The sequence below is a fragment of the Castellaniella hirudinis genome (assembly GCF_047468865.1).
In the GTDB taxonomy this organism is placed as follows: Bacteria; Pseudomonadota; Gammaproteobacteria; order Burkholderiales; family Burkholderiaceae_B; genus Castellaniella; species Castellaniella hirudinis_A.
In genome coordinates this window covers 375,313-399,125 of the sequence record NZ_JBLGTV010000001.1, presented here as the reverse complement: position 1 = coordinate 399,125, position 23,813 = coordinate 375,313, and the positions used below count along the sequence as shown (strand labels likewise).

Below are 23,813 nucleotides of genomic sequence, written 5' to 3'. Positions count from 1 at the left end.
CACGGCCTGATTCGCGCCCGCACAGGGCACCTTGCGACGGGTGGGCCCGGCGGTGGCGATGCCGGCGCCGATCCGCGCCCGCGCAGGGCACCTTGCCCTGACGCCGATGAAGACCAGGCCCCTCGCCGCCGTCCGGGGGCGCGGACGGCGGCAGACACGCGTGGTCATTCCGGGCTATTCTGGCGGTTCAGGCAGCCGACGCGGTATTCGCCCGCCCTGCCCCGCCTGGCAAACCATTACCGCAGGAAGCCCTCGTTCCGTGTCTGAAACATCCGCCGCCCGGCCGCAGAACCCTGTGGCCGGCATCGCATTCATCCTGATCGGGGTGCTGTCCCTGACATTCAGCGATGCCTTCGCCAAATGGCTGACCGCGCACTACCCGCCCATCCAGATCCTGTTCCTGCGCGCCCTGATCGCCCTGCCGTTCGTCACGGCCATGGTCACGGCCATTGCGGGGCAGCAGGCGCTGCGCACCCGCTACTGGCACATCCACCTGCTGCGCGGGGCCATCAACATTGCCGCCGCCGTCTGTTTCTATCTGGGCCTGATGAGCCTGCAACTGGCGGAAAACACGGCGGTGGCGTTCGCCGCCCCCCTGTTCGTCACGCTGCTGTCCGTGCTGGTGCTGAAAGAAACCGTCGACCGCCACCGCTGGGCGGCCGTGCTGGTCGGCTTCCTGGGCGTGCTGCTGATTGTGCGCCCGGGCCTAGACAGCTTCCAGCCCGCCGCCTTGTTTCCCCTGACGACGGCCCTGCTGTATGGCGCCATGATGATGAGCGCCCGGGCCATCGGCCCCGACGAAGGCATGCTGACCACGACGCTGTACATCGTGGTGGGCCAGTTGGTGTTCAGCGTGCTGGCCATCCCCTGGTACTGGGAACCCATCCAGTGGCCGCATCTGCCGTTTTTTCTGGGCGTGGCCCTTTGCAGCACCCTGGGCCTGGGCGCGATCACCCAGGCTTTCCGCCTGGCGCCGGCCTCGGTGGTGGCGCCCTTCGATTACAGCGGCCTGCTGTGGGCCGCCGTGCTGGGCTGGCTGTTCTGGGACGAAATCCCGGATGCCCTGGCGTATGTCGGCGTGCTGTGCATCGCGGGCAGCGGCCTGTACATCGCTTGGCGCGAAGCGCGGGCTTCCCGCCGCCGGCGGCGCGGCAAAAGCATCGCTTGACCCTCGGCGGCTTGCCCTCAGTAGCCGGCGCCGGTGGCCTGGCCCGCGCCTTCGTGAAACGCCTGCACCAGCCCAAGCGCCGACTGGCGCAGCAGCAGGGTATCCGTCCCCACCGCCACAAAACGCGCACCGGCCTGGGCAAAGGCCCGGGCGGCATCCAGTTTGGTGGCGAACACCCCGACCGCCTTGCCGGCGCGCGCAACCCGGGCAATCGCATCCAGCACGGCGGCGCGCACCTCGGGATGATCGGGCTGGCCGATATGCCCCATGGATGCCGCTAGGTCGGACGGCCCGATAAAAACCGCATCGACGCCGTCCACCGCCGCAATGTCGTCCAGCGCCGCCAGGGCCGCGCTGGATTCCGCTTGCACGATCAGGCAGATTTCGTCGTTGGCCTGCTGCAGATAGCCGGGGATGCCATTCCAGCGGGCGGCGCGCGCCAGGGCCGACCCGACCCCGCGGATGCCCTGCGGCGGATAGCGCGTGGCCCGCACAATGGCTTGCGCCTGTTGGGCCGTGTCCACCATCGGCACCAGCAGCGTCTGGGCGCCGATATCCAGCATCTGCTTGATCAAGGCGGGATCATGGTTGACGACCCGGGTGACCGCATCGACCGGATAGCCCTGCAGCGCCTGCAGCTGGCCCAGCACTGTGCGGATGTCGTTGGGGCCGTGCTCGGCGTCGATCAGCAGCCAGTCGAAGCCCGTGCCCGCCAGCAGTTCGGCGCAGTAGGGATCGCACAGCCCCATGAACAGGCCGATCCGGGGTGCGCCGGACTGCGCCAGCGCGGCCTTGAAGCGATTGTGAATGGCGGACATGGCGGCTCCTTGAATCTTGGGTATCAGAGATAGCGGTTGGAAATACTGCCCAACGGGCCGTAATCGACATGGAAGGTATCGCCGGGGCGGATCGCCACGGGCCGGGTGAACGAACCCGCCAGAACCAGTTGCCCCGCCAGCAGCCCCGCGCCGTGCGGCGCCAGCTTGCGGCAGAGCCAGACGATGCCGTTGGCCGGGTGGTTCAGCACCCCGGCGGCCACGCCGGTTTCTTCGATCACGCCATTGCGCGCCAGCAAGGCCGAAGCCCAGCGCAGATCGGTGTCCAGGGGCCGGAAAGGCCGCCCTCCCAGCACGATGCCCGCATCGGCGGCATTGTCGGAAATCGTGTCCATCACCAGGCGCGGGCGGCCGCTGTCCGGGTCCACCCGGTGACAGCGGGCGTCGATGATTTCGACGGCGGGCATGATGTAGTCCGTGGCATCCAGCACATCGAACACCGTCACGCCCGGGCCGGACAGGTCATGCTTCAGGTGGAAGACGAGTTCGACTTCCAGCATGGGCTGGATGAAGCGGTCGAAGGGGATGTCCTGGCCGTTTTCATACACCATGTCGTCCAGCAAAATGCCGTAGTCGGGCTCGTCGATCTGGGAAGACCGCTGCATGGCCCGCGACGTCAGTCCGATCTTGCGGCCCACGATGCTGCGGCCTTCGGCCAGCTTCATCTGAACGCCCGCGCTTTGGATGGCATAGGCATCGGCGATGCTGATCCCCGGATGCGTCAAAGACGGCGCGCGGATCTGCCGGCGGGCTTTTTCGGCGGCATGCAGGTCGGCCGCCTGCTGCTGGATGTCGGCTTGCGACAAGGTGCGGCCCAAGGATCGCGCATCGTCCGCCAAGAGGGTTTCAGTTTTTTGCATAGCGCTTATGGATATTGTTGTGCTTCAGGGTTCCCGCCTCGGGGAATTCGGAAAGTTCCAGCGACAGCGCCAGGTAGCGCTGCTGGAACAACGCGGCAAAATGCTGCTGCATCATCTCGAACAGGGCCTGGGCCGTGTCCTTGACGGCCTGCGGGCTGCGGCCGGCGCCGATCTTGACGGTGGCGTGCACGAAGGCATCGTCGTGGTCGCCGTCGGCGACACAGAATTCGTCCAGGCGCAAGGCGCGCGATCGGATGCCCCCCACGGGAAACAGGCCCGTGCCGATCAGGACGTGGTTGGCCTTGCGCAGCAGGCCGGCGATATCGCCGTCTTGGGCCAGGTTGGCCGAATATTCAAAGATCAAATGTGCCATGGTTCGCTACCAGCAGTGAAAAAAGAGGGCACTGCCCTTGCAGGCAGTGCTTTAGGCTTAATATACTATCGGGGCAAGCACCACAGGACAGATCACGTCAGACAGGCAGAATGGCGTTGATCTGGCCTGTCCCCGAACTGCCGAAATACGGGGTCACGACCTCGGCCTTGCCCGTGTACTTGTCCCAGCCCAGGGCCCCCAGCAGCATGGCGGTATCATGCATATTGCCCTCGCCGTGGCATTTCTCGGCGTATTCGGGCAGCATCTCGCAGAACTTGGCCCATTCGCCGTTTTTCCACATCTCGATCACGGCATGATCCATGGTTTCCAGAAACGGGCTCCACAGCTTGAACAGGTAATCCTCGGCCACCCCGTTCTGGGCGAAGCGGTGCGACAACGATCCGCTGGCGAAAAACGCCACCGTGCCATCGTATTGTTCTTCGACTGCGCGGCGCATCGCCGCCCCCAGCTTGGCGGAATCCTCCAGGCTGTGCACGGTGCACATCGCCGAGACAGAAACCACCTTGAAGTGTTTGTCCTCGTTCATGTAGCGCATGGGCACCAGGGTGCCGTATTCGATCTCCAGGGTGGTGTCCGCATGCGCCCGGGTACGCACCCCGGCGGCGGTGGCGGCCTCGGCCAGCAGCTTGCCCAGGGTGGGATTGCCTTCGTATTCGTAAGGCATGTTGGCGATGAAATGCGGCAGCTCGTTGCTGGTGTAGACCCCCTTGAAATGTGCCGCGCTATTGATGTGATAGCCGGAATTGACCAGCCAGTGGGTATCGAACACCACAATGGTGTCCACGCCCAGTTCGCGGCAGCGCCGCCCGATTTCCTTGTGGCCGTCGATGGCGGGCTGGCGGCAGCCCTTGTGCGGGCCGTCCAGTTCGGAAATGTACATGGACGGCACATGAGTGATTTTTGCGGCGAGAGCAAGCTTACCCATTTGTTCCTCCGTAGATGGGATGATGAGGCGGGATGAGCCGGAGCCCGGCGTCCTGGGGGTGCGGATGACCCGGACAGGACACTAGACGCCCCAGCGCGGAATCGGATGATCCCCATACGAGATGCAGATGTTCTTTGCCTCGCAGAACACTTCGTAACTGTAATGACCGCCTTCGCGTCCCGTCCCCGACGCCTTGACGCCGCCGAAAGGCTGGCGCAGGTCGCGCACGTTCTGGCTGTTGACGAACACCATGCCCGCTTCCAGATCGCGCGAGACCCGCAGCGCCCGGCCCGTGCTTTCCGTCCAGAGATAGGAGGACAGCCCATACGGCGTGTCGTTGGCGATGCGCAGCGCATGGGCTTCATCGTCGAAGGGGATCAGGCACGCCACCGGGCCGAAGATTTCGTCCTGGGCGATGCTCATGCTGTTGTCCACGTCGGCGAACACGGTGGGCTGCACCCAGTTGCCGCCCCGGAAGGCCGCGCCCACGTCCGGCGTGCCGCCGCCGCACAGCAGGCGCGCGCCTTCGCGCTGGCCGGCCTCGATGTAGCCGACGACCTTGCGCAGATGGCCGGGCGACACCATGGGGCCAATGATGGTCTTGGGATCCAGCGGATCGCCCACCTGCAGGCGCTGCGCCCGGGCCGCGAAATCCGCCTGGAAACGATCGTAGATCGTGCGCTGCACCAGAATCCGGCTGCCTGCCGTGCAGCGTTCGCCGTTGTTGGAAAAGATCATGAACACGGCGGCATCCAGGGCGCGCTCGTAGTCGGCGTCGTCGAAAATGATGAAGGGCGACTTGCCGCCGAGTTCCATGGAGAATTTCTTCAGGCCGGCGGATTTCACGATGCGCGTGCCGGTGACGGTGGATCCCGTGAACGACACCGCCCGGACGTCGGGGTGCGCCACCAGGGGTTCGCCCGCCTGGGCCCCATAACCGTGCACGATATTGAACACGCCCGGGGGCACGCCGGCTTCCAGGGCCAGTCGGCCCAGGCGGTCGACCGTCAAGGGCGAAAGCTCGCTCATTTTCATGACGGCGGTATTGCCGAAGGCCAGACACGGAGCCAGCTTCCAGGTGGCCGTCATGAAAGGCACGTTCCAGGGGGAAATCAGGGCGCACACCCCCACCGGCTGCCACATCGTGACGTTCAGGTGGCCGGTGTCCGACGGATAGCTTTCCCCGTCCAGGCGCTTGATCTGTTCGGCGAAGAAATGGAAATTATTGGCCGCCCGGGGCACCAGCGCCTTGCCGGTCTGGCCGATCACCTGGCCCGTGTCCTGGGTTTCCAGGCGGGCCAGTTCGGGCACATCGCGGGTGATGAGTTCGCCCAGGCGGTTCAGGATCGCCGCCCGCTCTCCGGCGGGGCGCGCGGCCCAGGCGGGAAAGGCGTCCTTGGCCGCCTGCACGGCGGCGGCTACTTCGGCGGTGCCGCCGCTGGCGACTTCGGCCAGGACGTCGCCCGTGGCGGGGTTGACGGTTTCAAAGACCTCGGCGCTTTCGACTTCGCGCCCGTTGATCAGATGCTTGATCATGGCTGTTGCCCCTCAGAAAACATTAATCGGAAAAATACCCGGCATCGTCGACGACGGTATTGACCAGGCAGCCCACCGAATCAATTTCGGTTTCGACCACGTCGCCGGGCCGGGTCTCGGCCAAGCCTTCCGGCGTGCCGGTCAGGATGACGTCGCCGGGCGACAGGGTCATGAACTCGGACAAATACGCCACCAAGTACGGGATATCGAAAATCATGTCGGCGGTGCTGCCCTGCTGCACGATCTGGCCGTTGATGCGGGTGCGCAGGCCCAGCGCCATGGGATCGGGCACATCGTCCCGATCGACCATCCAGGGGCCGATGGGGGTGCAGTTATCGCGGTTTTTCACGCGCAGGTTGGGCCGATACCAGTTTTCCAGATAATCGCGGATGGCATAGTCGTTGGCCACCGTGTAGCCGGCGATATGGTCGTAGGCGTCTTCGCGGCGGATATGTTTGCCGCCGCGGCCGATCACCACCGCCAGCTCGCATTCATAGTGCATGCTGGCCACGCCCTGGGGCCGCCGGGTGCGGGCGCAGTGGCCGACGAAGGTATTGGGCCCTTTCAGGAACACCAGCGGGGCCTCGGGAGCCTTGAAGGCCAGCTCGGCCGCGTGATCGGCGTAATTCAGGCCCAGGGCGAAAGCGACGCCGATTTCGACGGGGGGCAACCAGATGACTTCGGATTCGGGCGCCACGCGGCCGTCGGCCAGACGCAGGGTATGGTCATCCTGGACAATGGCGCGGTGGATGGCACCCTGCCAGGCGATGCGGGCGTGTTTCATGCGCGGGCCTCTTGGGTGATGGTGAATGCCAGGGTGTCCAGGCCGCGGGCCTGCACCTGGACGGATGCGCCGATGTCGGCCAGCGGCGCTTGATAGACCACGCCCAGCAGCAGGACGTCGCCCTGGCGCAGGGTCATGAATTCGGTGACGTCGGCCAGCAGTTGGGCGGGCGGGCGAACCAGGTCGGCCAAGGCGCGCTGCGCCCGGGGCTGGCCGTCGATGACGGTGTCCAGCACCAGGCGATCCAGCTGCGCCAGCGCCTGCGCGGGCAATGGCATCATGGGCAGCGACCCGTCGAAACATTTCTGGCGCACGGCCGGGCGATAGTAGCTGTCATGCGGCAGACTGAGATCGGCCGCGAGAATGCAGGCGTCCACCGCATCCAGGGCATTTTGCGCCGACAGGCGCGCGGCATCGCGCCCCATGCGCAGCCCCAGCACGGCGCCCACTTCCACCTGGGCCGCATCCGCGGGCACGGCCACCACGGCCCCCGGCCCCGCCCAGGTGTTGCGCGGCTTGAGGTACAGCACGGGCGCCAGCGGCAACTGCCGGTAGGGCGGCTGCCCGGCGGCCTCCGTCAGGCGGGCCAGGCTGGCCTGGTCGTTCATGATGACGCCGTAGACGGCGGCGCCGGGGGTGAGCAGGGTATGAGTAGTCATCGCATAAGCAAGTTGGTGGGCCGGGCGGCGGCCTAGCCCAGGACGTGGATCAGCCACAGCGAGATGCTGGGGAACAAGGCCAGCACAATAATGCGCAGGAAGTCGGACGCCAGGAAAGGCAGAACGCCCAGCGTGGTTTCTTTCATGGAGACATCTTTGGCCAGTTTGTTGATGATAAACAGGTTCATGCCCACCGGCGGCGTCACCAGGCCGATCTCGACCACCATCAGGGTCATGATGCCGAACCAGACCGATTTATCCGCAGGCGACAGGCCGAAGAAGTCCAGCCCCATGATCATGGGATAGAAGATGGGAATGGTCAGCAGAATCATGGCCAGGGAATCCATGACGCAGCCCAGCACAATATAGATCAGCAGGATGGCGAACAGCACCATCAGGGGCGACAGGCCGCTGCCCACCACCCAATCGGCCAGTTCAGTGGGCATCTGCGACAGGGCCAGCGAGGAATTCAGCAGGTCGGCCCCGATCAGCACCATGAAGATCATGCCCGTGACCCGGGCCGTGCCCAGCAGGCTGGCCCGCGTGCCTTTCCAGCCCATGCCGCCGAACAAGGCGATCAGGCCGCAGGCCCCCGCGCCGATGGATGCGGCTTCGGTGGGGTTGGCCCAGCCGCCGTAGATCCCGACCACGACCACCAGAAAGACCAGCAGAATCGGGATGACCCGCACCAGGGCTTTCAGGGCGTCGGGCAGCGGGGACTTGGGGCCCACCGGACCGGATTCCGGGTTGCGTGTGACCAGGATACGAATCACGATCACATAGCCCAGCGCGGCCAGTATCCCGGGGATGACGGCCGCCATGAACAGGCGTCCGATGGAATCCTGGGTGAGCACCGCATAGATGATCAGCGGCACGGAGGGCGGAATCATGATGCCCAGCGTCCCGCTGGCGGCCAGCGTGCCGGTGGCCAGGCGCCCCGAATAGCCATGCGCCCGCAGTTCGGGCAAGGCCACCTGGCCCATGGTGGCCGCCGTGGCCAGGGACGAACCGCAAATGGCGCCGAACGACGCGCAGGCTGCCACGGCGGCCATGGCCATGCCGCCGCGCCAGTGGCCGATCATTTTGCCCGCCGCATCGAACAGGGCCTTGGACAAGCCGCCGTGCGTGGCGAACTGCCCCATCAAGATGAACAGGGGCACGACGGCCAGGTCGTAGTTGGACAGGCGCGCATAGACCAGGTCGTTGAGCGTGAACATCAGGCCGGTCAGCATCCCGCCGCTGGCCGCAATATAAATGCCCGCCCCGGCCAGCAACATGGCCACGGCAATCTGCACCCGCAGAACCAGCAGCACCAGCAGGCCGGCAAAGCCGGTCAATCCAATCAATGTGCCGCTCATTTGCTTACCCCATGATCCACAGCCATTTGTTCTCTACGCCCCAGATAACGCGACCAGCCCAGCGCCGCCCGCACCCGCCAGGCGCAGCAGGCCACCATCAGCAGCAGGCTGGGCACCAGCAGGGCCACCGGAATCCAGATCGGCAGGGCCAGCAAGGTGGTGTAGTCGCCGGTTTCTTCCAGGTGCAAGGCCGACAAAGCCGTGCGCCAGGCCAGCAACAGCACCACGGCCCCCAGCAAGAATTCGCAAATCGCATCCATGACGCCTTTGACCGCGACCGGCAGTTTTTCGGTGAAGATATCCACCCGCAGGTGATCGCCGACCAGGGTGCAATAAGGGAAAAAGGCGGCGGCGGCCACCGCCGTGCCCACCTGCATGAGTTCAACGTCGCCCAAAATAGACCCGAACCCCAGCTTGCGGCCAACGATGGAGACCAGCGACATCAATACCAGCAGGATGAACAACAGGCCTCCCGCCAGGGCCAGCAGCGTGGCGGTCCGGCTGAGTACCGCCCACCCCCTGCTGCCTTGGGCGAGTTCTGTTCCGGTGTAATCCATGGTGTGCCCCTATGGGTTTATTGCCGCGCCAGTGCTCGCGCCGCATCGGACAGTTCGGCCCCGTTGAAGCCTTTCTTGTCCATGTCGGCGCGCCACTCCTGGTCTACCGCGCGCGCGGCATTCTTCATGGCGCCGAGGTCGGTTTCGCTGATGTCGACCACCTGGGCCCCCGCGGCGGCCACGTGGGTGCGGGTTTCAGCGGCTCTTTCATCGAAAACTCGGCCAAAAGACTCGACCAGGGGCAGGCCGCTGCGTTCATCGACGATCTGCTTCAGGTCAGCGGGCAGGCCGTCGAATTTTTGCTTGTTCATCAGGACGATCAGCACCGTGGCCGACGGATAGGTCTGCCCCGCGACCGGCTGCGTGTGGTACTTGGTGACTTCGTCCAGCTTGGTGGGCAGGACGACTTCCCAGGCCCCCATGGCGCCATCGACCACCCCCTTGGAAATCGCCTCGGTGACTTGGCCAGGCGGCATGGAAACGGGTTCGCCCCCCAGCGCCGCCAGCGTCTTGGAGGCCATGCGCGTGGGGGTGCGCAGCTTCAGGCCCTTGATGTCGTTCAGGCTTTTGATTTCACGATTGGCCGTATGCAAGGCCACCCCGCCATCCACATGGATGGCCAGCACTTTGTATTTGGAGAACTCGTCCTGGGCGTATTGGTTCAGGTATTCCCAGGCGGCCTTGCTGCCCGAAGTGGCGTCGCGCACCACAAAGGGCAGTTCCATAGCTTCGATCTTGGGGAAGCGCCCCGCCGAATACCCCGGCGCCGTCCAGACGATGTCGGCCACGCCGCGCAGGGCCTGGTCGGCCAACTGGCCCGGGGTGCCGCCCAGTTGCATGGCGGGATAGAACTGGCATTCAATACGGCCTGCGGAAGCTTTGTTAAGATCGGCACACCAAGGTTCCAGCACCATGCTTTGGGCCGGCGCGGCGGAGGGCAGGAAATGCGCGATTTTCAGGGTGACCTCGGCGGCGGAAGCCGGGGCAGCGAATGCGGCGGCCAGGGCCACGGACAGGAACAGTTTTTTCACGCGTCTTCTCCGGGAAAATGAATCATGTTTACAGTCGAATAATTCACTAATATATTATCTATATCGGCATGTTATAGCTAACATATTAGTCAGTCAAGTACAGGAAAACCCTTTATGGCCACGAAAATCATCCACCGCAATCTGCCCCAACTGCTGCTGAAGGCGCGCGAAGCCCTGCTCAGTCATTTTCGCGGCATCCTGACGCATTACGGCTTGACCGAACAGCAGTGGCGGATTCTGCGCACGCTGCACGAACAAGGCGAAATGGAGCCCAACCAGCTGTGCCAGGCCTGCCAGATCCTGAGCCCCAGCATGGTCGGCGTCCTGACGCGCCTGCAAAGCATGGGCCTGATCCGCCGCGAACGGGCCACCTACGACCACCGCCGCATCATCATCAGCATGACACCCGCCAGCCAGGCCCTGGTGGCGCAGATCGCCCCGCTGATCGAAGCCCAATACCGGCTGATCGAGAAAACCATCGGCCGGGACATCATCAACCAGACTTACGCCCAGATCGACCAGCTGCTGAACACCCCCTTGGATCAGGTGCCCAGCGTGCCGCTGCCCGACCAGCCCTGAGCCGGCGTCAGATCCCGCCTATGCACAGGTACTTGACGACCAGGTAGTCATCCAGCCCGTAATGCGAGCCTTCCCGGCCCACGCCGGACTGCTTGACCCCGCCGAACGGCGCGGCGGCATTGGAGATCAAGCCGGTATTGATGCCGACCATGCCGTATTCCAGCGCCTCGCCCACCCGCCAGATGCGGCCGATGTCGCGGCTGAAAAAATAGGCGGCCAGGCCGAACTCGGTGTCGTTGGCCAATTGGATGACTTCTTCGTCGGACGAAAAGCGGAACAAGGGCGCCAGGGGGCCGAAGGTTTCTTCGCGCGCCACCTTCATCCGGGCGGTGGCCTCCGCCACCACCGTGGGCTGGAAAAACGACTGCCCCAAGGCGTGCGGCTGGCCGCCGGTCAGCACCCGGCCGCCCTTTTCCACCGCGTCGGCAATGTGTTCCTGGATTTTCGCCACCGCCGCCTGATCGATCAGGGGCCCCTGAGTGACGCCGTCCTCCAGGCCATTGCCGACCTTCAGCTGCTGGACGGCCGCCACCAGTTTGCGGCTGAAGGCGTCATACACCTTGTCGTGCACGTAGAAGCGGTTGGCGCAGACGCAGGTCTGGCCGGAATTCCGGTACTTGCTGGCCATGGCCCCTTCGACCGCCGCGTCCAGGTCGGCATCGTCGAACACGATGAAGGGCGCATTGCCGCCGAGTTCCATGGAAACTTTCTTGACCGTGGCCGCGCTTTGCTGCATCAGCAGGCGGCCGATTTCGGTGGACCCCGTGAAGGTCAGCTTGCGCACCAGCGGGTTGCCCGTCATCTCGCCGCCGATGGCCTGGGCCGACCCCGTGAGTACGGAAAACACGCCGGCGGGCACCCCGGCCTCCTCGGCCAGCACAGCCAGGGCCAGGGCGGAATACGGCGTCTGCAGGGCGGGCTTGACCACGATCGGGCAGCCCGCGGCCAAGGCGGCCCCCGCTTTGCGGGTAATCATGGACGACGGGAAATTCCACGGCGTAATGGCCGCGCAGACCCCGATGGGTTCCTTGGCGACGATGATGCGTCTGTCCGCCCAGGCCGAAGGAATCACCTCGCCGTAAGCCCGCTTGCCTTCCTCGGCGTACCATTCGAGATAGGACGCGGCATAGGCGATCTCGCCACGCGATTCGGCCAGGGGCTTGCCTTGCTCTGCCGTCATGATGACGGCCAGGTCTTCGGTGTGGGCCTGCATCAGGTCGAACCAGCGGCGCAGAATCCCGGCCCGCTGCTGGGCCGTCAAGGCGCGCCACGCCGCCCAGGCCCGGTGCGCCGCCTCGATGGCGCGGCGGGTTTCATCCGCCCCCATCCTGGGGACGTGGCCGATGGTCGCCCCGGTGGCCGGGTTGGTGACGGCGACGGTCTGGCCGCCGTCGGCGTCGCACCACTGGCCATCCACATAGCCCTGCTGGCGCAGCAGGCCGGGTGTTTTCAGATTGAGCATGGGTTTCCTCTCTTTGGCATTCGATCGACAGACATGGACATGGATGGCGGCGCCCGGCGCCGGGAAAAAGCGGAGCCGGACTGCCGACATCGGATTTATTACTAAGATATTAGTTATCTACCCGCCAAACGTCAATCCCGCCGTTTGCACGGCCGGCGCCCGCGCCGCCCGACGCGCGGCCTTGATACACTACGGGATTGCCCCCTGGCCGGTTCTCCGGCGGCCCCGCCGGCCGCGCCCGTCGATATTTTCCCAGACATGAAAACACCTTCCAGCACGGCCACCACGCGTTTGGCCAGTCCCTTGGCAGGCACCTTGCTGGTGCTGGGCGCCGGCATTCTGTGGGGCACCACCGGCACGGCCCAAAGCTTTTCACCGGATTCCCTGTCGCCCTACTGGGTCGGCGCCCTGCGCCTGCTGGTGGCGGCCGTGTTCTTCGTGGCCTACGCCCTTTGGCTGCTGGGCCCGCCGCGCCTGGGGCAGGAGCTCGCCACCCTGCGGTGGCGGCACGCCATCATCGCCGGGGCCTGCATGGCCGCCTATAACTTGACGTTCTTCGCCGGGGTGAAAATCACCGGGGTGGCCGTGGGCACGGCCCTGGCGCTGGGCAGCGGCCCCATCTGGGCGGGGCTGCTGCAAGTGGCCGCGGGCACCCGGCCGGCCGCGCACTGGTGGCTGGGCACCCTGATCGCCGTGGCCGGCGGGGTCTTGCTGGTGCTGGGGCGCAGCACGGCCATGCAGGCCGACCCCATCGGCATCCTGCTATGTCTGGCCTCGGGCCTGACCTACGCCCTCTATGCCCTGCTCAACAAGCAGCTGGTGCACCGCTCGTCCCCCGCCGTCACGACGCTGGGCGTGTTTGCCGTGGGGGCCGTGCTGGCCCTGCCCGCCGCGGGCCTGCAGGCGGGCGCCCTGCAGATCACCCTGTCGGGCTGGCTGGTGATCGGGTTTCTGGGGGTGGCCGCCACGGGGGTGGCCTACCTGCTGTTCACCACGGGGCTGCGCAGCATCAGCGCCGCCAGCGGGGTGTCGCTGGCCCTGATGGAACCCGTGACGGCGTTTCTGCTGGCCATCGTAGTGGTGGGCGAACGCCCGGGCGCCCTGGCCTACATCGGCCTAGCCGCCCTGCTGCTGGGCCTGGCCATCGTGATCCGGGCGGAAATCCGCTAAACACCCGCAGATAGGATCGGGTTCAGCGCAGCCGCAGCGTCAGGCTCTGGGCCGCTGTGCCCACCGGCCCCTGGGCGTCGCTCAACACCGAAAAAGTCTCGCCCAGGCCGGTGGGGCCGAAGGTCACCCGGGTATCGAAGCCCACCCACCCCGCCACGGGCTGGCGGATGAAATGCACGGTCAGGTCGACATTGGCGAAAAACACCTGCTCGGGATGCTGGCGCACCGCCAGGCCATTGGCCGTGTCGATCAGCTTGGCGAAGCCCGCCACCGGGGGGTCGGCCTCGCCATCGACCAGGGGGATGTCCGTGCGCAGCCACGACCGGCCGCGCCCGGCCCGATTGTCCGCCCCCCGGCGGGCCTGCAGGGTGGAGATGAACCCGCCCTCCCAGATCGTCGACATGGTGACGGGGTCGAGCGCCTCCGGCGCGGGCAGGGCCGTCCATTCGAGCCCTTGCACCGAGGTGGTGTCGCTGGCCGCCAGACGCCAGATCCGGGCCTGCACGCTGATCTGATCGCCATGGCGCATGCTGGCCTCGATGAGTTCGATGGAGCGGCCCGGCCGCAGCATGCGCACATCGACCGTGAACGGCCCCGAATGAATGACCCCCAGCACGTCGAAAGAGACCCGGGAGATCAGCTTGTCGCTGGGCAGGCGGCGCTCGGCCTCGGCCAGCACCAGCCCGGCGGCCGGCGCCAGGTGCTGCTCGCCCGGTTGCCAGGCCCCTTGCGAATGCAGGGTGGAAACGAACCGATGCGCCGCCTCGCGCACGTAATAAGCCGCTGGATAGGCCATGTGGTCGTGGCCCAGGTGTCGATTCGGTGTGATCGGCATAATGACGGAAAACCTTTTGTTGAACTGCCCGCAGTGTAGCGGCTTGACGCAGGGGCAAGGCAAGCCGGGGCGCTACGGCGACCCGGACAGGAAACCGGCGGCCACGCGCGGGGCGGTCACGATTTTTCGGACAGGGGATAGGTCACGCCCGGCACGATTTTCGTGCCGCTGGGCAACAGCGGCTGGGTGCCGCCCGCCGGGTTCAGCCCGGGCGCGCCGGGGCCATTGCCCGGGATCGTGATGGTGCCGTCCGAGGCGGGCAGGTTGGGATCGGCCGAGGAAGCAACCGGGACAGCGGCCGGCGCGGGCGTGGCGGACGCCGCCGCTGCGGCTGGGGGCGGCGCAACGCCCGACGACGCCGCTGCGGCCTGGCGGGCCCGGGCATCCGCATCCGCCTGCGCCGCGCTGCGGGGACGGTGCATGGGCGGAATGTTGATGCTGTTTTCCATGCGCTGGAATGTGCCGTCCGGGCCGAAGCGCAGCCAGACTTCCTGCTGCACATACACCGCGTTATAGGCCAGACTGCCCAGGTAGGCCCAGCGCGCCAGCGTGGTGTCGCCCTGACGCCAGATATCGGTGGGTTGGGCGCCCAGGTCGATCGACGCCTGTTCGATGGTGGTGCGGCCTTCGACGATCTGATTCAGGCCGCTGCTGGACAAGCCCCGGCCCGTGACGGAGCAGGCAGCCAAAGCAGCCAGGGCAAGCCCCAGGCCGGCCTTCAAGACAGGCCGGGCCAAGCTGGAAAACCTGGATTGCCCTGTGTTTGACATGATTAGAATTCCTCCCAGTCGTCGGTGTCGGATGCGGTTCGGGCGGCGGCCGGGCCGGCCGGACGCCGGTCGGCGGGCAGGCGTTCGGACAGGCTGCGCGTGGCGGCGGGCCGCTGGCCCGGGCGACCCGCCGGGGCAGGCGGCATTTCAGCGGCAGAAGCCGGCGCGGCGCGGCGCGCGGCGTCCGCGGCTGGCTGGGCCGAGGCCGGCGCCGCCGAAAGATGGCGAGCCTGCGGGACGGGCGCCTGCGGCGGCGCACTGGATGCGGACAGGCCGGCGGCCGGCGCGGTGTCCGCCGCCAGCGCGGCATCGTCGTCCGCCTCGGTGGCGATGGAGGCCAGCGCCTGGTCGCTCAGTTGGAAGACCCCCAGCGACTGGCCGATTTCATCGGTCAGGGTTTCGAGCGACAAGGCGGCGGAGGCCGCCTGCTGCACCAGCAAGGCGTTTTGCTGGGTCACGGTGTCCATCTGGGCAATGGCCAGGTTGACCTGGTCGATGCCCGAGGACTGCTCGACCGTGGCGGCCGTGATTTCGCTCATGATGTCGGACACGCGGGTCACGGCCTGGACGATTTCCTGCATGGTTTCACCGGCGCGGTTCACCTGGTCGGAACCCGCCTGCACGCGGCCCACAGAATCGTCGATCAGGTCTTTGATTTCTTTTGCCGCCCCGGCCGAGCGCTGGGCCAGGGCGCGCACCTCGGCGGCCACCACGGCAAAGCCGCGGCCTTGTTCGCCGGCGCGGGCGGCCTCGACGGCCGCGTTGAGCGCCAGGATATTGGTCTGGAAAGCGATGCTGTCGATCACCCCCACGATATCGGCGATTTTCTGCGAACTGCCGGAAATCCCCTGCATGGTCTGGACGACCTCGCCCACCACCTCGCCGCCCTTGGAAGCCACTTGCGACGCGGTGCTGGCCAGTTGGTTGGCCTGCTGGGCGTGATCGGCATTCTGCTTCACGGTGCTGGCGAGTTCTTCCATGCTGGCGGCGGTTTGCTGCAAGGCGGCGGCCTGCTGCTCGGTGCGGCTGCTGAGGTCCTGGTTGCCCGCCGCAATGCGCCGCGTGCCGCTGGTCATCTGGCTCATGCGGCCCCGCACGCCCAGGATCAAGGATTCCAGGCCCTCGCGCATGTCTTTCAGGCCAAACAGCAATTGGCCGATTTCGTCATGCGACCGCGGATAGATTTCCAAATCCAGGTTGCCGCCCGCCATTTTCTGCAAATGCCGCCCCACCCCCTGCAGCGGGCGCAGCACGGTGCGAATCAGGGTGCGGTAAGCGAACAGGGCCAGGATCACCGCCACCACCAAAAGGCCGATGGAGCCGTAGTTGGCCCAGTTGAACTGCCGGATCAGATCCTGGCGGGAAGCCTCGCTGTCCTGGGTGATGTATTTGTCGAACTGCCCGAACACCCGATCCATCCCCCGCGCCGCGCCGCGCAGGCGGCCGCGCTTGACGGCCTCGAAGCCCTTGGCGTCCTGCTTGGCGGCCAGGTCGCGCAGTTGGCCCACCTGCGTCCAGTAGTCTTTGAATGCGGCATCCAGCATGTGCTGCAGGGATTCTCCCTGGGAGCCGGTCAGCAGGTTGGCCGCCAGCATGGCCTGCATGTGATCCTGCGAGCGTTTCAGCAGCTTTTCCGCCTGGTCGAGTTCCCAGAGGCGTTGTTTTTCATTGGCGATGCCCAGGGCGCCTTCAACCTGGGTGGTTGCCTGCTGGGCGTAGATCAGGGCGTTCTTGACATCGGAATTGGCCTGCACCCCCACGGCGGTCAACTGCGCGATCGTGCGCTGGCTTTGCTGCTGCACGAACCAGGCGCTGCCAACCGCCAGAAAAGTCAGCAGGGACAGGACGCCCACCATGAGGGTCAGGCGGGTACGCAAGGACAAAGACACCCGAGGGAGTCTGGGAATACGGAATTTCATGTCACCTCTCTGGTTTTTATTCAGCATGCCATGCGCCTGCTGATTTTTATTGACGAAAATAGGGCCTTGTAGGCCCTATTTATCGAGAATGCGCCTGCCCGCGATAGCGGGCCGGGGTATTACAACAAGCAAGCCATCATCGGCCCAGGTTGAACAGACTGAGGCTTTGGATGGTCTGGAACGCAAGGCCTGCGCCTTCGAGGGCAATCTTGCGTAGGCTCAGTTGCGTGGTGGCCTCATAATAATCCAGATCTTCCAGACCCGAAAGCGCCTGGCGGAAACCCAGGTTGCGCTGGGCGCCGCTGTTGTCCAGGGCTTCCAGCTCGTTCATGCGGGCGCCGACGGACGAGCGCACTGTCAGCACATTGTCGTAGGCGGAGGCGAACTGCTGCATGCTGGTGTTCAGCACGTTGCGCAGCTGGGCGGTGGCCGATTCATCGCCCTGGGACGGCGCGTTCAGGGCTGCGACCAGATCATCGAAAACGGCGAACATATTGGCGTTCTGGGTTTTCAGGGGGGCGACCTCGAAGGTATCGCCCGGCGCCGCCGTGCCGGATACCCGAACCTTGGTGCCATAGCCCAGATCGAGCTCCGTCGCCCCGGGCGCCAGGGTGAAAGGCGACCCCGGCGGCGGAGGTACAGGGCTTGCCGGAGTCGTGGACATATCCTGAACCGCGACAGTGTAGTCGGTGGCGGAAGTGAACGTCACTTCAAACGAATAGCGCGCATCGGGGTTATCCGCCCGATCCGCGATATAGGGCGCGCCCAGCACGGCGGTGCCCTGGTTATCCCCCGCCCCGTTGCCCGTGGCCGCGCTGGTGTAGGCCAGCGTCCCGGGCTGCATGCGCTGAAAAATATCCGACCCCACATCGCCGCCGGCAATCTGGCGCGTGGCATCGGCCTGGATCAGGCGCTGCATGCCGTCGCCGTGATAGACGCCATCGTCGCCGAACGCCGGCTGCGAGCCCTGCGACCCGGAAAACAGGTACTGGCCGTTGCCGTCCGTGGTGTTGGCAATCCCCAGGGCGGTGTTGCGGGCGTTTTTCAGCACATCGGCCAGAGACTGGCGATCCGAATCCGACAGCGTGCCATTGCCCGCCTGCACCAGGCGCGTGCGCACGTCCTGCAGCAGCAGGGTCAAGGTGTTCAGGGCGTCTTCCTCGGTGGCCAGGTTGCGCGTGGCCACCGAGCGGTTGTCGGCATAGCGCAGGTTTTGCGATTGCGCCTGCGACAGATTGATGGCCTGGGCGGCGGCCAGCGGGTCGTCCGCCGCCGTGACCATGCGCTGCCCGGAGCCGATCTGCTGGTACAAGTGCATGAGATCGGACTGTTGGGCGTTGATGGTATTCAGGCCCGTCTGAAATATGAGGCTGGAACTGATGCGCATAATGGTGACCTTTAAGACGGGGTGAATCAGCTGCGCAGGGCCAGCAGCGTATCGAACAGGGTGGACGCGGTGTCGATCAGGCGGGCGGCGGCGCGGTATTGTTCCTGGAAGCGCTGGACATTGATGTATTCCTCGTCCAGATTGACGCCGGACACCGCCTGCTGCGCCGAATAGTTTTGCTGGATCAGGGTTTCCTGGGCCTTCTGCGCCGTGGTGTTGGCCTGGGTCTTGACCGCCACGCCATTGACCAGTTGCGAATAGGCTTCGTTCAAATCCATGGTGCCGGTGGTGCTGCCGGGCAGGCCGCCCAGCGTCTTGGCCGACCGCAACTGGGCCAGAGCCAGGGCATTGTTGCCATTGGCTGACCCCGCCGGGGCATTGTTGTCCTTATCCCAGCCCGCCGCCGCGAACTTGGACGGATCGGACAGGGCCACGTGAAGCTCGCCCGCCGCCGCCCGCGTGGGCTGGATCAGCCAGGTATTGCCATCGCCGGGGGCCATGCCAGCGGTGTCGATTTCCACCCCGTCGAAGGTGGCCTTGTCGCCTGCGGCGATGGTGCCCAGCGCCGTGCCCTCCGGGATTCGGGTCACGCTGTAGGTGCTGCTGGCCGTGTCGAACTTCAGTTGGTAATCCTGGTTGGTCAGTTTGGAGACATCCTGGATGGACGCCACGGGATTGCCCGCGCCCGCCACATTTTTTTCATCGCCGATGACCTTGGCCAAAGGGGGGCTGACCAGTTGGACGTCCCAGGAATCGCCAGAGACAGCCCCGGCACCGGTGAAATCGAAATCGACCCCGTCAAAAGAAATGACAGGCCCCGGAGCAGGCGTGGAGGTCCCGCCGGTCGCGCCGGCTTCAGGCTGCTTGGATACCGTATAGTTCGTCCCGTCATACGTGACTTTATAGGCTTGATTAGGCACTCGCGCCGGGTCTGTCACGGTGACAACCGGCGTATTCTTGCTCAATTGGACCTGCCACGAATCGCCATCATTGGGCACGGGGCTTAACCCACTGAAATCAAAGTTCACCCCATCGAAAGAGCCGGTATCGCTACCCGAACCAAAAGAATGGCTAACGGGCGGACTGGCCTCGGGGAGTTTAACTAGCGTGTATTCATTTGTGCCCGCATCATAGGTCACCTTATAGGCTTGACCTGGCACCTGTGAAGGAGTAGTGACAGTGACAATGGGCACCCCGGGGCTGCTGGCGTTACCTGTCGCCGCCTGCGCCTTGGCTGCGTTTGCATAGCCCGTCACTGCCTGCGCCTGCGCGCCGGTGACGCCATTGTTGTTGGTGAAGAAATACCCGCCCTTTGCGCCTGAAGGATCGTAGCCCTGCATATGCTGGGCATTGATGGTCATGGAAATGCCCAGGGCGATGCGGCCCAGTTCGTTCTGGCTGACATCCAGCACGTCCGAACGGAAGGTCAGCAGCCCGCCCAGCTTGCCGCCGGTCAAGTATTTGTCCGGCATTTCCACCAGCAGCGGCGTGCCGCCGCCCCCCGGCACCGTGTAGTTGATGACGGTGCGGCTGGGGTCGGCGGCCGACGGGCGGGCGTCCAGATGGTAGACGGAATCCCCGCCCAGCACAGTCTGGCCATTGCCGATGGTGATATTGAAGCGGCCGTCCTGCTCGTATACCTGCACATCCACCAGTTGGCCCAATTCGGCCGCCAGCTGGTCGCGCTGATCCAGCAGATCGTTGGGCGGCTGGCCGGGGTTGGTGGCCTGCGCGGTGGTGATCTGGCGGTTCATGTCCAGGATGCGATCCAGGTAGCTGTTGACCTGAGTGACCGTGGTGGTGATCTGCGTATTGACGTTTTTGCGCTGGTCGTCCAGAAACGCATTGGCGTCGCGCACCTGGGTGGCCAGGCTGTTGGCGCGGCCCAGGAGTTCCTGTCGCCCGGCGACGTCGGCCGGGGCCGTGGCCACGGCTTCCAGCGCATTGAAGAACTGCTGGATATTGGGCGAAATCCCCACCGTGCGGTCGGCGAACAGGTTGTTGACCTGGGCGACCTGGTCGCCATAGGTTTTAAGCGCCGCGCCCTTGGTGATGGAGCCGGTGAGCTGCATATACAGGAAATTATCATATGAACGCTGCACACTGACGGCCATGACGCCGCGCCCGATCCAGCCGGCCGACGTGGGCGTGGCCCCGGCGGTCTGCGACAGCACGGTCTGGCGGTTGAAACCCGCCGTGGCGGCGTTATTGATATTGTGCCCGGCCGTGGCCAGCCGGTTTTGGGCGACCAGCAGGCCGGCCTTGCCCAGATTTGCCAAATTCATATGCTGCAATCCTGTGGGTTGATGGAATGCCGGATCGACACCCCAGGAACATTCTACTGTTCATGTAACGGCAGATGGGGGGGGAAATTTAGCGACGCAAATCGGGAGGATGCAAACCCCGCAGCGCCTATCTTTGCGTCAATCGTTGCCTGTCGGGGGCGGGGGGCACTGTTGGAGTCCGCATCAACATCCTCGGCGCAGCCGCCAAATCACGACCTGTGCCCCCCGCCCCCGGCAGGCAACGATGAAATCCCACAAAAGAGCCTGCAGTCTTTCAAAAGAACCTGCCTCCCGTCAAAGACCCAACAAAGCGGCGCAAAAACCCGCCGCCTGCACACATCCACGGACAAACGCCTATCTGGCGTTGAAGTAGCCCATGATGCTGATCAGTTTATCGGCGTAGGACGGGTCAGTGGCATAGCCGGCGGCCTGAACCTTGCGGGCGGCGTCTTCGGCCGTGCGGGCGTTCACGACATCACTGTAGCGCTCACTCTTGCCCAGCAAATCGGCGTAGTCGGCAAAAGAATCCGCATACGAATCATAGGCGCGGAAAGTCTGCTGCATTTTTTTCGGCTGGCCGTCCACGTATTCAGTGGTCATCACCCGCACCACCTCGCCCTGCCAGCGGCTGCCCGCCTTGATGCCGAACAGATTATGGCTGGCGCGGCCGTCCGGGTGCAGGATTTCGCGCTGCCCCCAGCCGGATTCCAGCGCCGCCTGGCTGAGGATCAATTTGGCCGGCACGCCGCTGCGCCGGGCGGCCGCATCGGCGGCCACGGCCATCTGATCCACAAAATCGCGGATGTGGGCGGGCGCCCCCCGGATGGCCCCGCGCACCGTCTGGCCCGCGCCCTTGCGGCCCAGGAAATCAATCAGGGCGGTGATGGATTCCGCCGCCTGGCCCTGGCCGATGCGCGACTGCAGCCCCGGCAGGCGCGACCGGGCGGCCTCGGGCGGGTTCGCCAGCGGATCGACGGGCTTGTTCAGCACCCCGCCCTGCATCTGCGCCATCAGGGCGTCGGCCAGGCCGATCCCGGGATCGGCCAACGCCAAGGACATTTGTTCGTCCGACAGGCTTTGCACCAGACGCGACGTTTGCGAATCGAACAGGGACGGCATCTGCTGGCTGGTCTGGCGGGCCTGCTTCATCAGCAGCTGGATGAACATGGCCTCGAACTGCCGCGCCACCTGGCGCTGCTGTTCGGCGGACTGCGGGTTGGCCTGCACCCCGCGCTTCAGGGTGTTCAGGCTACTGAAATCCAGGGCGGAGGGGTCGCCGCCAAAAGACGGCAAAGGACTGTGCGATTGAAAAGCCATGATCAAATCCCCCCTGGACGGCAGTGCCAGGCCCGCCGCACGGCAAATCGGCCAAGAAGATGATGCCCGGCCATGACTTAAATGACCTCCAGGTCGGCGCGCAGGGCCCCGGCGCTTTTCAGGTTCTGCAGGATCGACAGCAAATCCTGCGGGGTGGCCCCCAGGCTGTTCAGGGCGCGCACCACGTCGGCCAGGTTGGCGCTGGTGGCCACGTGCTTGACGCTGCCATTGTCGCTGCGCAGCTGGATATCCGTATTGTTGGTGACCACGGTTTCGCCGCCGCCAAACGGGGTGTCGGGCTGGCTGACTTGCTGCTGCGGGCTGATGGTGACCGACAGATTGCCGTAGGCAATGGCGGCCTCCTGGATCATGACGGTGCGGTTCATCACCACCGAGCCCGTGCGGGCGTTGATGACCACCCGGGCGCGTGCCGGCGGCAGGCTGACCTGCAGGTTCTCCACTTGCGACAGGAACATCAGCTGGGATTTAGGGTCCAGCGGGGCCTGCAACTGGATGGAACGGCCATTCAGCGCCGTGGCCGTGTTGGCCCCGAACCGGCGATTCAGGGCCGCCACCACGTTTTGCGCCACGGCAAAGTCATTGGTGTTGAGTTCCAGCTGCACGGTGCCGTTTTGCACATAGGTGGTGGGCACCCCGCGCTCGACGATGGCCCCGTCGGGGACGATGCCGCCGTTCAGCTGATTGACCTGCACGCTGGCCCCGCCCTGCGAGGCCCCCGCCCCGCCCACCAGCAGATTGCCCTGCGCCAAGGCATACACCTGGCCGTTGGCCCCCTTCAGGGGCGTCATCAGCAAGGTGCCGCCACGCAGGCTTTTGGCATTGCCCATGGACGAGACCACCACGTCCAGGCTCTGGCCCGGCTGGGCAAAGGCCGGCAGGCGGGCGGTGACCATGACCGCCGCCACGTTCTTGACCTGCATATTGGTGCCCTGGGGCACCGTCACCCCCAGTTGGGACAGCATGTTGGTGAGGCTTTGCTGGGTGAACGGCGTCTGGCGCACTTGGTCGCCGCTGCCGTCCAGGCCCACGACCAGGCCATAGCCCACCAGCGGATTTTCCCGCACCCCGCTGAAGGAGGCCAGATCCTTGATGCGCTCGGCCTGGGCGGGCAGCGCCACGGACAGCAGCCCCAGGGCCACCAGGAGCGGCGCCAGCACGGTGCGAACAAGCCCCGGCAAAAAAGTAGAAATCATTGATTCAGCCCTGTCATTTCAAGAACGAAGCCCCAGTTTTCAAACGCGCCGCCGCCGGTACACGACATCAGAACGGCGCGATATTCAGGAAGAAGCGCTGCAGCCAGCCCATGGTCTGGACTTCATCCATGACGCCCTTGCTGCGGTATTCGATGCGGGCATCCGCCACCTGGGTGGACGCCACCGTGCCATTGCCGGTGATGGAGCGCGGGTCCACCACCCCCGAAAAGCGCACGTACTCGCTGCCGCGATTGATGGCGATCTGTTTTTCGCCCGCGATCTGCAGGTTGCCATTGGCCAGCACCCCCACCACCGTGGTGGTCAGCGTGCCGGAAAACACATTGGTGGCGCTGCTGGAGCCCTTGCCCTGGGAAGCGTTGCCGCTGCTGGTTTCAAAGTTCTGCTTGGGACCCAGGTCGGTGGGCAGAATGGCGGGGGCCAGGGTGATGCCCATGCTGGCGCTGCCGCTGCGGTCCGTGCTGGTGTCCACGCTCTTGGCCGCATTGGTTTTTTCCTGGATCACGATCGTGACGATATCGCCGATATTGCGCGGCCGGCGATCCTCGAACAGGGGATAGTTGCCATAGGCCGTCGGCTGGTAGATGGACCCATTGGCCACCGCCGCGGGCGGCAGCTGCGCCGGCGGCGGCGCGGTCAGCGGGCCGGTGACGATGGGTTCGGGCGGCACCAGGGCGCACCCGGACAACAACAGGGTGGCCAGCGCCACCCCGATTCCGGCGATTCGTCGCAAGCCCTTCATGCGCATC

The 23,813-nt window shown here is 65.4% G+C and carries 22 protein-coding genes; 3 read left to right on the top strand and 19 right to left on the bottom strand.

The genetic code is table 11. The features are described from left to right. The first annotated feature begins 259 nt into the window (after positions 1-259). Positions 260-1,168: a DMT family transporter gene (locus ACMHYJ_RS01830; RefSeq protein WP_414244490.1), complete on the top strand. Its 909-nt coding sequence runs from the start codon at positions 260-262 to the stop codon at positions 1,166-1,168. A gap of 17 nt (positions 1,169-1,185) precedes the next feature. On the opposite strand, the gene ACMHYJ_RS01825 is transcribed toward ACMHYJ_RS01830, so the two are convergent. The 10 genes from ACMHYJ_RS01825 to ACMHYJ_RS01780 all read right to left on the bottom strand — a co-directional run bounded on the left by ACMHYJ_RS01825 (position 1,186) and on the right by ACMHYJ_RS01780 (position 10,108). Further along, complete coding sequence (locus tag ACMHYJ_RS01825; RefSeq protein WP_414244489.1) at positions 1,186-1,986, bottom strand: aldolase/citrate lyase family protein; 801 nt, start codon at positions 1,984-1,986, stop codon at positions 1,186-1,188. A gap of 23 nt (positions 1,987-2,009) precedes the next feature. Next, a complete protein-coding gene (gene hpaH, locus ACMHYJ_RS01820; RefSeq protein ID WP_414244488.1) occupies positions 2,010-2,864 on the bottom strand; it encodes a 2-oxo-hept-4-ene-1,7-dioate hydratase in 855 nt (284 codons plus the stop codon). Beyond that, positions 2,851-3,237, bottom strand: a complete 387-nt coding sequence (locus ACMHYJ_RS01815; RefSeq protein WP_414244487.1) for a 5-carboxymethyl-2-hydroxymuconate Delta-isomerase — start codon at positions 3,235-3,237, stop codon at positions 2,851-2,853. Before ACMHYJ_RS01815 ends, hpaH begins: the two co-directional genes overlap by 14 nt. 97 nt (positions 3,238-3,334) lie before the next feature. Further along, positions 3,335-4,183: a 3,4-dihydroxyphenylacetate 2,3-dioxygenase gene (gene hpaD, locus ACMHYJ_RS01810; RefSeq protein WP_414244486.1), complete on the bottom strand. Its 849-nt coding sequence runs from the start codon at positions 4,181-4,183 to the stop codon at positions 3,335-3,337. 81 nt (positions 4,184-4,264) lie between these two features. Next, positions 4,265-5,719 (bottom strand): 5-carboxymethyl-2-hydroxymuconate semialdehyde dehydrogenase, encoded by a 1,455-nt coding sequence (gene hpaE, locus ACMHYJ_RS01805; protein ID WP_414244485.1) that lies wholly within the window; start codon positions 5,717-5,719, stop codon positions 4,265-4,267. A 22-nt stretch (positions 5,720-5,741) separates the two neighbouring features. Continuing rightward, the gene (locus ACMHYJ_RS01800; protein WP_414244484.1) at positions 5,742-6,503 is read right to left on the bottom strand and encodes a fumarylacetoacetate hydrolase family protein; all 762 of its coding nucleotides are present in this window, start codon (positions 6,501-6,503) and stop codon (positions 5,742-5,744) included. Continuing rightward, the gene (locus ACMHYJ_RS01795; protein WP_414244483.1) at positions 6,500-7,162 is read right to left on the bottom strand and encodes a fumarylacetoacetate hydrolase family protein; all 663 of its coding nucleotides are present in this window, start codon (positions 7,160-7,162) and stop codon (positions 6,500-6,502) included. The genes ACMHYJ_RS01800 and ACMHYJ_RS01795 overlap by 4 nt, the downstream gene beginning before the upstream one ends. 32 nt (positions 7,163-7,194) lie before the next feature. After that, positions 7,195-8,520: a TRAP transporter large permease gene (locus ACMHYJ_RS01790; RefSeq protein WP_414244482.1), complete on the bottom strand. Its 1,326-nt coding sequence runs from the start codon at positions 8,518-8,520 to the stop codon at positions 7,195-7,197. Next, on the bottom strand, positions 8,517-9,077 hold the full coding sequence (locus ACMHYJ_RS01785) for a TRAP transporter small permease (RefSeq protein ID WP_414244481.1): 561 nt from the start codon (positions 9,075-9,077) through the stop codon (positions 8,517-8,519). The genes ACMHYJ_RS01790 and ACMHYJ_RS01785 overlap by 4 nt, the downstream gene beginning before the upstream one ends. 17 nt (positions 9,078-9,094) lie before the next feature. Next, positions 9,095-10,108, bottom strand: a complete 1,014-nt coding sequence (locus ACMHYJ_RS01780; protein ID WP_414244480.1) for a TRAP transporter substrate-binding protein — start codon at positions 10,106-10,108, stop codon at positions 9,095-9,097. A 114-nt stretch (positions 10,109-10,222) separates the two neighbouring features. Between ACMHYJ_RS01780 and hpaR the strand changes: the two genes are divergently transcribed. Next, complete coding sequence (gene hpaR, locus ACMHYJ_RS01775) at positions 10,223-10,687, top strand: homoprotocatechuate degradation operon regulator HpaR (protein ID WP_414244479.1); 465 nt, start codon at positions 10,223-10,225, stop codon at positions 10,685-10,687. A 7-nt stretch (positions 10,688-10,694) separates the two neighbouring features. On the opposite strand, the gene gabD is transcribed toward hpaR, so the two are convergent. Further along, positions 10,695-12,149 (bottom strand): NADP-dependent succinate-semialdehyde dehydrogenase, encoded by a 1,455-nt coding sequence (gene gabD / locus ACMHYJ_RS01770; protein WP_414244478.1) that lies wholly within the window; start codon positions 12,147-12,149, stop codon positions 10,695-10,697. Between the two features lie 258 nt (positions 12,150-12,407). On the opposite strand from gabD, the gene ACMHYJ_RS01765 reads away from it, so the two are divergent. Further along, positions 12,408-13,319 (top strand): DMT family transporter, encoded by a 912-nt coding sequence (locus tag ACMHYJ_RS01765; protein ID WP_414244477.1) that lies wholly within the window; start codon positions 12,408-12,410, stop codon positions 13,317-13,319. Between the two features lie 22 nt (positions 13,320-13,341). Here ACMHYJ_RS01765 and ACMHYJ_RS01760 read toward each other — a convergent pair whose 3' ends face one another. The 8 genes from ACMHYJ_RS01760 to ACMHYJ_RS01725 all read right to left on the bottom strand — a co-directional run bounded on the left by ACMHYJ_RS01760 (position 13,342) and on the right by ACMHYJ_RS01725 (position 23,812). Then, positions 13,342-14,154, bottom strand: a complete 813-nt coding sequence (locus ACMHYJ_RS01760) for a thioesterase family protein (protein WP_414244476.1) — start codon at positions 14,152-14,154, stop codon at positions 13,342-13,344. Positions 14,155-14,270: 116 nt separating this feature from the next. Beyond that, positions 14,271-14,924 carry a hypothetical protein gene (locus tag ACMHYJ_RS01755; RefSeq protein ID WP_414244475.1) on the bottom strand — a complete coding sequence of 218 codons (654 nt, stop codon included), beginning with the start codon at positions 14,922-14,924 and terminating at the stop codon, positions 14,271-14,273. 2 nt (positions 14,925-14,926) lie between these two features. Then, positions 14,927-16,843, bottom strand: a complete 1,917-nt coding sequence (locus ACMHYJ_RS01750; RefSeq protein WP_414244474.1) for a methyl-accepting chemotaxis protein — start codon at positions 16,841-16,843, stop codon at positions 14,927-14,929. A gap of 136 nt (positions 16,844-16,979) precedes the next feature. Beyond that, a complete protein-coding gene (gene flgL, locus ACMHYJ_RS01745; RefSeq protein WP_414244473.1) occupies positions 16,980-18,230 on the bottom strand; it encodes a flagellar hook-associated protein FlgL in 1,251 nt (416 codons plus the stop codon). Between the two features lie 26 nt (positions 18,231-18,256). Further along, positions 18,257-20,515, bottom strand: coding sequence for a flagellar hook-associated protein FlgK (gene flgK, locus ACMHYJ_RS01740; RefSeq protein ID WP_414244472.1), 2,259 nt, complete (start codon positions 20,513-20,515; stop codon positions 18,257-18,259). A 354-nt stretch (positions 20,516-20,869) separates the two neighbouring features. Then, positions 20,870-21,832, bottom strand: coding sequence for a flagellar assembly peptidoglycan hydrolase FlgJ (flgJ, locus tag ACMHYJ_RS01735; RefSeq protein ID WP_414244471.1), 963 nt, complete (start codon positions 21,830-21,832; stop codon positions 20,870-20,872). A gap of 77 nt (positions 21,833-21,909) precedes the next feature. Further along, on the bottom strand, positions 21,910-23,046 hold the full coding sequence (locus ACMHYJ_RS01730) for a flagellar basal body P-ring protein FlgI (RefSeq protein WP_414244470.1): 1,137 nt from the start codon (positions 23,044-23,046) through the stop codon (positions 21,910-21,912). Positions 23,047-23,113: 67 nt separating this feature from the next. After that, the gene (locus tag ACMHYJ_RS01725; RefSeq protein ID WP_414244469.1) at positions 23,114-23,812 is read right to left on the bottom strand and encodes a flagellar basal body L-ring protein FlgH; all 699 of its coding nucleotides are present in this window, start codon (positions 23,810-23,812) and stop codon (positions 23,114-23,116) included. Position 23,813: the final 1 nt, after the last annotated feature.

Excerpts from the sequence above, each read along its gene's own strand:
- hpaD (WP_414244486.1), bottom strand. The coding sequence starts at position 4,183 with ATGGGTAAGCTTGCTCTCGCCGCAAAAATCACTCATGTGCCGTCCATG.
- ACMHYJ_RS01785 (WP_414244481.1), bottom strand. The coding sequence starts at position 9,077 with ATGGATTACACCGGAACAGAACTCGCCCAAGGCAGCAGGGGGTGGGCG.
- ACMHYJ_RS01725 (WP_414244469.1), bottom strand. The coding sequence starts at position 23,812 with ATGCGCATGAAGGGCTTGCGACGAATCGCCGGAATCGGGGTGGCGCTG.
- hpaE (WP_414244485.1), bottom strand. The coding sequence starts at position 5,719 with ATGATCAAGCATCTGATCAACGGGCGCGAAGTCGAAAGCGCCGAGGTC.
- ACMHYJ_RS01755 (WP_414244475.1), bottom strand. The coding sequence starts at position 14,924 with ATGTCAAACACAGGGCAATCCAGGTTTTCCAGCTTGGCCCGGCCTGTC.
- ACMHYJ_RS01825 (WP_414244489.1), bottom strand. The coding sequence starts at position 1,986 with ATGTCCGCCATTCACAATCGCTTCAAGGCCGCGCTGGCGCAGTCCGGC.
- ACMHYJ_RS01750 (WP_414244474.1), bottom strand. The coding sequence starts at position 16,843 with ATGAAATTCCGTATTCCCAGACTCCCTCGGGTGTCTTTGTCCTTGCGT.
- hpaR (WP_414244479.1), top strand. The coding sequence starts at position 10,223 with ATGGCCACGAAAATCATCCACCGCAATCTGCCCCAACTGCTGCTGAAG.
- ACMHYJ_RS01795 (WP_414244483.1), bottom strand. The coding sequence starts at position 7,162 with ATGACTACTCATACCCTGCTCACCCCCGGCGCCGCCGTCTACGGCGTC.
- gabD (WP_414244478.1), bottom strand. The coding sequence starts at position 12,149 with ATGCTCAATCTGAAAACACCCGGCCTGCTGCGCCAGCAGGGCTATGTG.
- ACMHYJ_RS01800 (WP_414244484.1), bottom strand. The coding sequence starts at position 6,503 with ATGAAACACGCCCGCATCGCCTGGCAGGGTGCCATCCACCGCGCCATT.
- ACMHYJ_RS01730 (WP_414244470.1), bottom strand. The coding sequence starts at position 23,046 with ATGATTTCTACTTTTTTGCCGGGGCTTGTTCGCACCGTGCTGGCGCCG.
- flgJ (WP_414244471.1), bottom strand. The coding sequence starts at position 21,832 with ATGGCTTTTCAATCGCACAGTCCTTTGCCGTCTTTTGGCGGCGACCCC.
- flgL (WP_414244473.1), bottom strand. The coding sequence starts at position 18,230 with ATGCGCATCAGTTCCAGCCTCATATTTCAGACGGGCCTGAATACCATC.
- ACMHYJ_RS01765 (WP_414244477.1), top strand. The coding sequence starts at position 12,408 with ATGAAAACACCTTCCAGCACGGCCACCACGCGTTTGGCCAGTCCCTTG.
- ACMHYJ_RS01790 (WP_414244482.1), bottom strand. The coding sequence starts at position 8,520 with ATGAGCGGCACATTGATTGGATTGACCGGCTTTGCCGGCCTGCTGGTG.
- hpaH (WP_414244488.1), bottom strand. The coding sequence starts at position 2,864 with ATGCAAAAAACTGAAACCCTCTTGGCGGACGATGCGCGATCCTTGGGC.
- ACMHYJ_RS01760 (WP_414244476.1), bottom strand. The coding sequence starts at position 14,154 with ATGCCGATCACACCGAATCGACACCTGGGCCACGACCACATGGCCTAT.
- flgK (WP_414244472.1), bottom strand. The coding sequence starts at position 20,515 with ATGAATTTGGCAAATCTGGGCAAGGCCGGCCTGCTGGTCGCCCAAAAC.
- ACMHYJ_RS01815 (WP_414244487.1), bottom strand. The coding sequence starts at position 3,237 with ATGGCACATTTGATCTTTGAATATTCGGCCAACCTGGCCCAAGACGGC.